Origin of the sequence: Blastomonas natatoria, assembly GCF_003201955.1 — a bacterium.
Classification (GTDB): Bacteria; Pseudomonadota; Alphaproteobacteria; order Sphingomonadales; family Sphingomonadaceae; genus Blastomonas; species Blastomonas natatoria.
This window is the reverse complement of record NZ_QJJM01000034.1, coordinates 1-6,123: the sequence shown is the minus strand read 5'-3', so window position 1 is coordinate 6,123 and position 6,123 is coordinate 1. Positions and strand designations below refer to the sequence as shown.

General features: G+C 61.7%; 2 protein-coding genes. Both read right to left on the bottom strand.

Annotated features, from left to right (window positions below; genetic code table 11):
* Positions 1-478: 478 nt before the first annotated feature.
* Positions 479-1,522, bottom strand: coding sequence for a DUF7146 domain-containing protein (locus C7451_RS19350; protein ID WP_110300461.1), 1,044 nt, complete (start codon positions 1,520-1,522; stop codon positions 479-481).
* Positions 1,523-1,533: 11 nt separating this feature from the next.
* Positions 1,534-5,724 carry a strawberry notch-like NTP hydrolase domain-containing protein gene (locus C7451_RS19345; RefSeq protein ID WP_244182039.1) on the bottom strand — a complete coding sequence of 1,397 codons (4,191 nt, stop codon included), beginning with the start codon at positions 5,722-5,724 and terminating at the stop codon, positions 1,534-1,536.
* Between the last annotated feature and the right edge of the window lie 399 nt (positions 5,725-6,123).

Genomic DNA, 6,123 nt, shown 5'->3' with positions numbered 1-6,123 from the left:
CACCGCAAGCTCGCCGCCTAACATCCACCCCCAGACGAGGTCCGCACTCCGCTAATCTAAGCCGCGATCTGTGCCGAATGTTCTGACGACGGACAGATAAGCGGTCGAGCCGGGTTCGGGGTTGGTGTCTTCAAAGGGAAGATCGGTTGCGTTGTCCATGATGGTCTCCGTGCCCTGAGCCGCGCTTCTCGCGGCCTTCGTGGCGACGACCGGCGGCAGCGGGCATGGGCCTGCACCGCGCGCCCTCGCGCGGCCGGAGCACAGCGGAGGATGGCGAAGCCGAGGCTATTTTGCTTCGCGATGCAAAGGGGCAGCATGCCCCGGCGGAAAATAGTGGAGCGCAGCCATTGCGGTGCCTATGCCGGATGCCGCAGTCGCCCCCTCCCGAAGGCCGGTAGCATGGTGACACTGGGCCGAGCCTCGGTGGTCTTGCATTAGACTGCCGCCAGACACTTCCCTTTTCCCGGCCCTCAACCAGTCACCGAAGCATGAAACGCACGGCATCGGTTGCACGGAGCTGCACCCGCACATGTGCAGCCAACTGCGAGCCGCCGTGGACAATGAGGTCACTGTTGAAATCGTCCAGGCGAGGCCGGAGAGGCAACACGAGGACGCCTTGAGGAGCATAGCGATCGGTCAGCGTTGCCAGAGCCCCCTCACCGGCGGGATCCTGGTCGCAGGCGACATAGAGGCATCGTACATCCGCTGGTAGATTGAGCGCAGCAAGATGCGCTGCTGATAGCCCGGCAACCATCGGCATGGCTGGCATCACTTGGCGTAGAGACAAGATGGTCTCGATACCTTCACCTACCGTTATAACCGGACCAGAATCACCGAACCAGACACCTGATCCGAGCAGATGGCCCATTGCTCGGCGGGGATAGGCGACATCGGCTTTGCTGGCTGAGGCTGGGTCAAGCCAAGTGCGATGCACGCCTGTCATCGTGCGGTTCGCATCTGTGACCGCTGCGATCATGGCGGGCCAGGAGGTGCGCACATCAGGGGCGTCGTCCTTGGAAGCGCGGTAATAGCAGCGTGGATGAAAGCGCAGTGACCCGGTGTCCGGCAGACCGCTGATTCCGCGCTTGGCGAGGTAGCGGATAACGATGCTCTGGCCGATAGGACTTGAGGCCGCCCAAAGACGCTGCGCGGCTTCCGGCGTTCCAGTCGGAGCCTTGCTCGGCCGCCTCCGGCGCTCGTCGATGGCAGTAGGCTGGGGAAGGCTTAAAAACTGGCGGGCTTCATTGAGCGTGTCACGCAATGTGGTGTGGCCGCAGGTTGCAGCAATGATGTCAAGCAGGTCGCCGTGATCGCCGCTTTGCGCGTCGGTCCATTTGCCTGCGCCTCCACGGTTTTCAGCGCCTGCGCTCAGGCGGACATACAGGCTGCGCCCCGGCGTATTTCGGACATCGCCAACCAACCAATAGCGGCCTTCACGGCGGCCATTGGACAAGTAGCGGCGGCAGACTGCCTCTGCTGAGGCAGCGAGGCGGCGGGCGATTTCGGCAGCGGGACTGTCCATGCGGGGCTCCTTCAGGCGGCATTGCGCGCCGTGACCCGCTGGATCGGGAACCGCTCCAGCAGCTTGGCGAGCACATCCACGCCGACAGCCCCTGTCGGAATGTAGAGGCGCAGTTTCCACGAGACGATCTCGGAGATCAAGCCCATCGATTTGAGCCGCTCCACCCCAAGATCGTTGAAGCCGGTCAGTTCGATCCGCCAGTCGTTCATCGCCCGCACGCGGGCCAGGGTCTGCTCCTCGGCCAAGTGCAGCTTGGCGTCGCCAGAACACAACATCGACCACACATCGCTAGGTTCCAGCGGTGCGTGGTCCTGCTCAATCACGCTTGCGACCCAAGCTGCCGAGACCTTGCGACCAATGATCCGTTCGCCAGCATCGGTCTGTAGCCGGTAGACGCGGGTCGATTCATCCGGAAGGCGTCGCCAAATCGGCAGCAGCAGGCCCGAGACAATGTGCAGGGTCGACGTTTCGAACTCAGGCAGTTCTGCGAGCTCGGCTGCCCAAGCTTCGGCAAAGCGGTCGTGATCGGCTGGCTCCCAGTGGCTGGCCGAAAAGACCTTGGCGAGCATGTTGGTCGCCTCCAAAGGTCGCACGAGCCGGACCCGCGGATGGACTACCCCTTCATCGTCAATCAGGCTGCGCGTGCGCAACTTGACCGCAGCGCGTCCGGATCGATTGTTGACGAGAAGTTCGGCTTGCTCATCTTCGGCGATGGCGAGGGCTCTTGGCAAGGATACGGGTTCTATCCGATCCTTCCGTTCGACCGTCAGCAAGTGCGTCACGGCCCCCGTGCCGGGATGGGTGTAGATGGTCTGTCGGCCAGACACGGAGAAGCTCTCGGCACGCAGCGTTTCGAGGCCCATTTCATAGGCGCCACTGGCAATCGCGCCTTCGATACGCGCGGTAAGCAGGTCTTCGAACGCATCGAACAGGATGTTCTGCATGGCAATGGTGAGCGCCAGCATCCGGTTCAGGAATGTCGTGATACCCGGAAGTTCGTCCTTCAAACCGCCGTTGCTGTCGAGCAGTGAAAGGCCGGTCGCGGTCTCGAACTGGACAAGGGAGCAGCCTTCAACCTTGCCGCGCACGAGCAGCTGATAGAGCTGCCGCAGCGCATCGCGTGCGTAAAACGACTCCAGATTATCGCTGGCGCTGAACATGTTCTGGCCGCCGGTCTGCCGCTGGCCGCGCGTGATTGCGCCGAGGCTGTCGAGCCGCCGGGCAATCGTCGAGATGAAGCGCTTCTGCGCTTTCACATTGGTCGAAACCGGTCGGAACAGCGGAGGCTGCCTTTGATTGGTCCGATTGGTGCGGCCAAATCCCTGGATTGCAGTGTCCGCCTTCCAGCCTGCTTCGAGAAGGTAGTGGACGCGGCGACGCTGGTTCTTAACGCCAAGGTCGGCATGATAGGATCGGCCAGTGCCGCCTGCTTCTGAGAACACGAGGATGCGCTTCACATCGTCCATGAACGCATGCGTTTCGGCGATGTTGGCAGATGCCGGACGGTTCTCGACAGCAAAGCGAACTGATCCATCGGATACCGCTTTGGTCACGATCCGCCGGGAGCGTCCCGTGACCTCGGCTACCATCTCGCTGCCGAAATGCTGGACGATCTGGTCGAGTGCGCCAGGAACGGGCGGCAGGGCAGCAAGGCGTTCAAGCATCGCGTCGCGGGCGCGGCAAGCTTCACGATTGAGAATGGGGTTACCGTCCTCGTCAAATGCGGGACGCGACGCGAGGTTGCCCTCGCTGTCGGTGAACGGTTCGTAGAGTTGCACCGGGAAGCTGTGTGCCAGGTAATCCAAGACATACTCGCGCGGCGTGATGTCGACCGAAACGTCATCCCACTCATCAGTGGGGATCTCGGCAAGCCGCCGCTCCTGCAGGGCTTCACCGGTTGAAACGATTTGCACAACGCAAGAATGTCCGGCCTGAAGATCATGCTCGATTGCGCGGATCGTGCTGGGGGTCTGCATCGCGGTGATGAGGTGATTGAAGAAGCGCTGTTTCGCGCTTTCGAAGGCCGATCGTGCAGCCGAGCGAGCCTGCGCATTCAAAGTCCCGTGCGCGGCGCTGGTGACACCGGAAGCCTCGAGTGCCGCATCAAGATGGGCGTGAATGACCTGAAACGCTCCGGCATAGGCGTCATAAATGCGGACCTGCTCGGGCGTGAGATGATGCTCGAGCATCTCATACTCGACACCATCAAACGATAGCGATCTGGCAGCATAAAGGCCGAGCGCCTTGAGGTCACGGGCCAGCACCTCCATCGCCGCGACACCGCCGTCCTCAATCGCTGCGACGAAATCGGCGCGCGATGCGAAAGGAAAGTCTTCGCCGCCCCACAGCCCGAGGCGCTGGGCATAGGCAAGGTTCTGGACGGTGGTGGCCCCCGTCGCCGAAACATAAACGATGCGGGCATTGGGCAGCGCATGCTGCAGGCGCAATCCGGCTCGCCCTTGCTGAGAAGCGGCGACTTCGCCGCGTGCGCCTTTGCCGCCTGCCGCATTGGCCATAGCGTGCGCTTCGTCGAAGATGATGACGCCATCGAAATCGCGACCGAGCCAGTCGACGATCTGCTGTACTCGGCTGACCTTGCCGCCGCGCTCCTGCGAACGCAGCGTTGCATAGGTGGTGAACAAGATGCCTTCCGACAATTTGATCGGTGTGCCCTGCCGGTAACGGGACAAGGGCGTCACTAGCAGCCGTTCCTGCCCCAAAGCTGACCAATCGCGCTGGGCGTCTTCAAGCAAGCGATCCGAGACGGAAAGCCACAGCGCGCGTCGGCGTCCCTTGAGCCAGTTGTCGAGAATAATCCCCGCGACCTGACGGCCCTTGCCTGCGCCGGTGCCGTCTCCCAGAAACCAGCCACGACGGAAGTGGACGGCGTGTGAGTTATCCGCATTTGCCGCCGAGACGAGGTCCCATGTGTCATCGACGGTCCATGCTCCAGCCAGATGGCCTGAGTGGGCTTCGCCAGCATAGATGATGGATTCGATCTGCGCGTCTGACAAGATGCCGTCCGATACCAATCGCTCTGGCAAATGTGGGCGATAGTGCGGTCGCGGCGGAGCGACCGAAGCCATCGCTGCCGACTGCACCAGCGGCGTCGGATGCGGCAGCGCGCCGGGAATAGTGATGGATTGCAGTGCATAGGGCTCGTAGATGCCTTCACTCAGCTGGCCCTCAGGCGGCGCCCAGTCGACGGTTTCGTACGCAACTTCGCTGGAATCGGGATCAACCAGACTTGGTGCGTGAGTTGGCCGAACCACCTGTCCTGAGCCCGAAGGCTTGATGCCGATCGAATTGGGCGCGAACCGTGGCGGCGTTGGCGCAACCGGACCGCGGAGCGACACGTGCGTTTCAACCCATTCCAACATTGTCGCGGTATCAGCTGCCGTTCCGGCGCAAGGCGCGATAATCTTGGGGTCTGGCGCGGGCAGCTTGTCGATCACGGTCAGGCGGGTATCGATGCTCGTGCCATGCTTTCGGTAGACCGCGCCATCGATTGCGGCTGAGAAAACTATTGTGCCGCTCGTCTGCAGACGAACAAAAGCTTCCCGCCAGGCAGGAGCATCTGGCGCACAGCCGGCTCCTGTGATCGCGACTAACCGGCCACCCGGCGCAAGCCGGGCAAGTGCCGATGCAATGTGCCTTAGCGCCGCATCGCGCATTGTTCGGTTGACATGGGCGACTGCCGAAAACGGCGGGTTCATCAGAATGACGGTGGGGCGCACTGAAACAGGCAAACGATCGTCGATCGATGCAGCATCGTGGTTCCCCACCAAAGGACCGGGGAACAGCCTCCTGAGCAGCGCAATCCTTCCTTCGGCGAATTCGTTGAGAACAAGACTGGCCCCGGCAAGCTCTGCATGGACTGCGAGCATTCCCATACCTGCCGACGGTTCGAGAACGGTGTCATGCGCTTCCATGGATGCGGCGACCGACGCAACATAGGCAAGGCCAAGAGGAGTCGAATATTGTTGGAGAGCCTGGCTCGTTTCAGAGCGTCTGGTGTGGGTCGGCAGGAGCGATGCGACGCGTTCGACCATTGCCAGCATGTGAGCGGATGAGCCTGCGCGGGTCTTGAGCGCAGTCCCGTAGCGACGCAAGAACAGGATTTGTGCGGCTTCGCACGCCTCATAGGCGGCCTTCCAGTCCCAGGCTCCTTCAGCGTCAGACCTCCCAAAAGCGGAGATCATCGCCTCCCGCAAAGCGGAGATATCGACTGTCTTTCCGGTTTCGATCAGCGGGAGGATCGAGTGAGCGGCACTGAGAACAGCTTTTGCGTGGGCGTCGAATGGGCATTGCTGTGCAAATGGCGCGGCGCGATGCGCGGCGTCGGCAAGATGGTTCGCCATTGATGATGTCTTTCAGGAGAGCAGGAAGGGCGGACAGCGCCCAGGCGCTCTCTCTCAAGCCCGGGCGATCCGCCCGTTCCAGGCTTTGCTCTTACTCTATCTGCGCTCTAGAAATGTTGGATTCACAGTGAGATCGGATCAGCTAAGAGCCTGATCCGAAATTAAGTTGAGTGGTGCCAGTGGGTTAGCTTGACGCCAGCCCAAGTCGTTGATTCAGGTGGTTTTGCGAAGACTACCGGA

What these genes read in the sequence shown, in the direction of transcription:
- C7451_RS19350 (WP_110300461.1), bottom strand. Translation starts at nt 1,522, where the DNA reads ATGGACAGTCCCGCTGCCGAAATCGCCCGCCGCCTCGCTGCCTCAGCA.
- C7451_RS19345 (WP_244182039.1), bottom strand. Translation starts at nt 5,724, where the DNA reads ATGATCTCCGCTTTTGGGAGGTCTGACGCTGAAGGAGCCTGGGACTGG.